The 4,262-nt window shown below is 48.9% G+C and carries 4 protein-coding genes, 4 tRNA genes and 1 pseudogene; 2 read left to right on the forward strand and 7 right to left on the reverse strand.

The annotated features are described in order from the left end of the window. From FDX11_RS01275 to FDX11_RS01295, 5 genes are all read right to left on the reverse strand, one after another. A partial coding sequence (locus FDX11_RS01275) for a GTP-binding protein (RefSeq protein ID WP_000031651.1) occupies nt 1-128 on the reverse strand: 128 nt, incomplete at its 3' end. 118 nt (nt 129-246) lie between these two features. Continuing rightward, nucleotides 247-322, reverse strand: a tRNA-Thr gene (locus tag FDX11_RS01280). A 5-nt stretch (nt 323-327) separates the two neighbouring features. Further along, nucleotides 328-402 (reverse strand) — tRNA-Gly (locus FDX11_RS01285). Between the two features lie 114 nt (nt 403-516). Then, nucleotides 517-601, reverse strand: a tRNA-Tyr gene (locus tag FDX11_RS01290). Nucleotides 602-609: 8 nt separating this feature from the next. Then, nucleotides 610-685, reverse strand: a tRNA-Thr gene (locus FDX11_RS01295). 19 nt (nt 686-704) lie between these two features. Here FDX11_RS01295 and FDX11_RS25340 point away from each other — a divergent pair. Both FDX11_RS25340 and coaA read left to right on the forward strand, forming a co-directional pair. After that, nucleotides 705-785: pseudogene (locus FDX11_RS25340) on the forward strand (hypothetical protein); the annotation flags it as partial. A 291-nt stretch (nt 786-1,076) separates the two neighbouring features. Then, nucleotides 1,077-2,027, forward strand: a complete 951-nt coding sequence (coaA, locus tag FDX11_RS01305) for a type I pantothenate kinase (RefSeq protein WP_032940924.1) — start codon at nt 1,077-1,079, stop codon at nt 2,025-2,027. Nucleotides 2,028-2,059: 32 nt separating this feature from the next. Here the strand turns inward: coaA and birA are convergent, their stop codons facing one another. Together birA and murB are read right to left on the reverse strand one after the other, a co-directional pair. Next, nucleotides 2,060-3,022: a bifunctional biotin--[acetyl-CoA-carboxylase] ligase/biotin operon repressor BirA gene (gene birA / locus FDX11_RS01310; protein WP_042314244.1), complete on the reverse strand. Its 963-nt coding sequence runs from the start codon at nt 3,020-3,022 to the stop codon at nt 2,060-2,062. Then, nucleotides 3,019-4,047, reverse strand: a complete 1,029-nt coding sequence (murB, locus tag FDX11_RS01315) for a UDP-N-acetylmuramate dehydrogenase (RefSeq protein WP_042314246.1) — start codon at nt 4,045-4,047, stop codon at nt 3,019-3,021. Before murB ends, birA begins: the two co-directional genes overlap by 4 nt. Between the last annotated feature and the right edge of the window lie 215 nt (nt 4,048-4,262).

Consider the following 4,262-nt stretch of genomic DNA (forward strand, 5'->3'; position numbering starts at 1 on the left):
GCACCGCCGTAGGTTTTAGCCAGTACGGTAGTGATTGCAGCGGTCAGCGTTGTTTTACCATGGTCAACGTGGCCGATAGTACCGACGTTAACGTGCGGTTTAGTACGTTCAAATTTTTCTTTAGACATCGATTGTCCCTCTAAGACACGGATAAATCGGTGATATCACCACATCAACCAGGCAATATACCTGAGCTGTTGAATGCTTTTAAAAGTAAACAGAGAGAAACGGGAAGGAGAAGTGAAGTGGTGCTGATACCCAGAGTCGAACTGGGGACCTCACCCTTACCAAGGGTGCGCTCTACCAACTGAGCCATATCAGCACGTCTGGAGCGGGCAGCGGGAATCGAACCCGCATCATCAGCTTGGAAGGCTGAGGTAATAGCCATTATACGATGCCCGCATCCTGAAACTCGGCTACCCAGTTCTTTCTGTAACAAAAAAGAGATTTCTCTCTTTTATGTTCGAGCTGATTAATTTTTTAACCAACTCAGGCGGCGATAACGCTGCCAGAAAGTGGTGGTGGGGGAAGGATTCGAACCTTCGAAGTCTGTGACGGCAGATTTACAGTCTGCTCCCTTTGGCCGCTCGGGAACCCCACCGGACTTGATGGTGCCGACTACCGGAATCGAACTGGTGACCTACTGATTACAAGTCAGTTGCTCTACCTACTGAGCTAAGTCGGCATCAAGTAGCGCGCATTTTATGGAGACCTGCGCACTCATGCAACTAAAAAATTGCATAAAATGTTCTATCGCTCACATTTTGCACTATACGTCCGATAAATAATCTATTTCTTCGTATGATTGGATAAATTTCCAACGGCGCCCACCCTTCCAAAGGCAAGTTTTGCGCCGCCATGCGCTCATCCATAGAGAGAAAGTACCTCTTTATACATCTGGAATAGCCGTCACATTGCTTTTCAGGGGATGATTTTTTCTTATTATTCCCCCTCATCTGGTGTTACCCTCCTGCCCATTGTCCAAATTAACTGAAATGTGCGTGCCATTGCGTGCCGGGGATGATTTCGTTTTTTTACCGCAGACCTGATATAGCAATGACAGCCAGACCATGCGTATGAGTATAAAAGAGCAAGCGTTAACGTCGCCTTACCTACAGTTTGATCGCAACCAGTGGGCTGCGCTTCGTGATTCCGTGCCAATGACTCTGACCGAGGAAGAGATTGCTCGTCTGAAAGGCATTAACGAAGACTTGTCGCTGGAAGAAGTTGCCGAAATTTATTTGCCTCTATCGCGTTTGCTAAATTTTTACATCAGTTCGAACCTGCGACGTCAGGCGGTGCTGGAGCAATTTTTAGGCACTAACGGCGAGCGTATTCCTTATATTATTAGCATTGCTGGCAGCGTCGCCGTTGGCAAAAGCACCACAGCTCGTGTTTTACAGGCACTATTGAGTCGCTGGCCTGAGCATCGTAAGGTTGAGTTGATTACGACCGACGGTTTTCTTCATCCTAATCAGGTGTTGAAAGATCGTGGACTCATGAAGAAGAAAGGCTTCCCTCAGTCCTATGATATGCACCGCCTGGTTAAATTCGTTTCCGATTTGAAGTCAGGCGTACCTAACGTCACGGCGCCGGTCTACTCTCATCTTATCTATGATGTGATCCCTGATGGCGACAAAACCGTTGCCCAGCCTGACATATTAATACTCGAAGGGCTTAATGTATTACAGAGCGGGATGGATTATCCTCACGATCCACATCATGTATTTGTTTCTGATTTTGTCGACTTTTCTATTTATGTTGATGCGCCAGAAGAATTACTCCAGACGTGGTATATCAACCGCTTCCTGAAATTCCGCGAAGGGGCATTTACCAACCCAGACTCTTATTTCCATAATTATGCGAAATTGTCGGAAGATGAGGCAATCAACACGGCCACATCGTTATGGAAAGAGATTAACTGGCTGAATTTAAAACAAAATATTTTACCAACGCGTGAGCGAGCCAGCTTGATTATGACCAAAAGCGCCAATCATGCCGTTGAAGAGGTCAGGCTACGTAAATAAATTAATAAGGGGAGCTACAGCTCCCCTTATTATTATTCAGCACTTCTGAGCGATATTTCTCCGCCCATCCAGGGTTTTATCACGCCATTTTGTTCAAGCAATAATGCGCCTTGTGCATCTATTCCACGCGATACCCCAAATATTTCTTTATCGCCAATAATGAGTTTTACCGGACGGTCGATAAAGTTGTCCAACTTCTTCCAGCGGGACAGATAAGGTGCCAGGCCCTCATGTTCAAACAGTACCAGCGCAGCACGCAGCTCGCGGATCAGTCGGGCAGCAAGGGTATTGCGGTCAATATTAATTCCCGCTTCCTGGAGATTAATCCAGCCCTGATTAACGACATTCTCTTCTACCCGGCGCATGGCCATGTTAATACCCGCACCGATAACAATTTGCGCGGCATCGCCCGTTTTACCCGTGAGTTCAACCAAAATTCCGGCCAGTTTACGATCGAGCAGATAGAGATCGTTCGGCCATTTCACGCGAACTTTATCCGCACCCAGATCGCGTAAAACCTCCGCCATGACAATACCAATCACCAGACTCAAACCAATTGCGGCTGCCGGTCCTTGCTCTAGTCGCCAGAACATTGAGAGATACAGATTGGCGCCAAACGGTGAGAACCACTTACGTCCGCGACGACCACGACCGGCCTGCTGATACTCAGCGACGCAGGCATCCCCTGACTCCAGTTGACCAATGCGGTCCATCAGGTACTGGTTGGTTGAGTCGATAACCGGCAGAACCGTGACATTCCCCCTATCCAACTGAGAATGAATCAGTGATGAGTCTAATAACTGGATAGGCTCAGGTAAGCTGTATCCTTTACCGGGAACAGTAAATACATCAACGCCCCAGTCGCGTAGCGTCTGAACATGCTTGTTGATTGCCGCGCGGCTCATTCCCAGCTGTTCACCAAGCTGCTCACCGGAATGAAATTCACCATCGGCTAACAAGGAAATAAGCGTCAGGGGGACGGTATTATCTTTCATGCGATGATCTCCACAGCATTCACTTCACCCTGTGGGCCAATAAATCTGACCTCAGGTTCAAGCCAGACATTGAATTTCTCACCGACGTTTTGGCGTACATGATGCGCTAGTTGCACCACATCCTGACTGGTCGCACGGTCTGCATTGATCAGTACCAGTGCTTGCTGCTGATGTACCGCTGCACCACCAATACGCATGCCTTTTAGCTGGCATTGATCGATAAGCCAGCCGGCAGCCAGTTTCACTGAACCATCAACCTGTGGGTAATGAGGCGCGGTCGGGAATTTAGCCAGCAGTTCCTGCGCAACGTGCGCTGTAACAACCGGGTTTTTAAAGAAACTACCCGCATTACCGTTAACTTTCGGGTCGGGCAGCTTTGTTGTGCGCATATGACAGACAGAATCAAAAACCTGCTGAGGCGTCACGGTTGCGGGATCCAGACGAGTCAGGTCACCATAAGTGAGAACGGGCTGCCACTGTTTAGGCAAGCGCAGACCAACGGCAACAATTGCGAAACGATCCTGGTATTCATGCTTGAAGATGCTGTCACGGTAACCAAAACGGCATTCCGCGGCGCTGACGCGCAGATGTTTGCCGGTTGACAGTTCAACGCAGTCCACATATTCACAGACACGCTGCAGCTCCACACCATAAGCACCAATATTCTGAATGGGAGATGAACCGACGCATCCGGGAATGAGTGCAAGATTTTCCAGCCCTGGCATACCTTCTTGCAGCGTGTGCTGTACCAGATGATGCCAGTTCTCACCGGCACCTACGTGCAGATGCCACGCCTCAGGTTGTTCTGTGATCTCAATGCCCTTGATTCGATTGACGATCACCGTTCCATGGAAGGTATCGAGAAACAGGACGTTACTCCCCTCGCCCAGGATCAGTACTGGATGATGTGATGCATTCGCTGATTGCCAGGCATTCAGCAGTTGTTGCTCATTTTCGGCGCAGACAAACTCATTAGCTTGTTGATCGATACCGAAGGTGTTCCAGGCTTTAAGGGAGTGATTCATAGACGCTTTCCTGATGCAAAATCGCACTTAGTTTACCGCATATGCCGCAGGATGGCTTGTGTTATGGAGGCGAGGGGGTTGCTTTGATAGGCCGCATCCGGCAGGTTTCATTTCGCACAGACGCAAAAAAGCCCATCCGGCAGGATGGGCTTCTTCACTTTATTTAATGCCTGGCAGTTCCCTACCCTCGCATGGGGAGACCCCACACTACCATC

It is taken from the genome of Citrobacter sp. wls714 (assembly GCF_005281025.1).
GTDB lineage: Bacteria > Pseudomonadota > Gammaproteobacteria > Enterobacterales > Enterobacteriaceae > Citrobacter > Citrobacter werkmanii.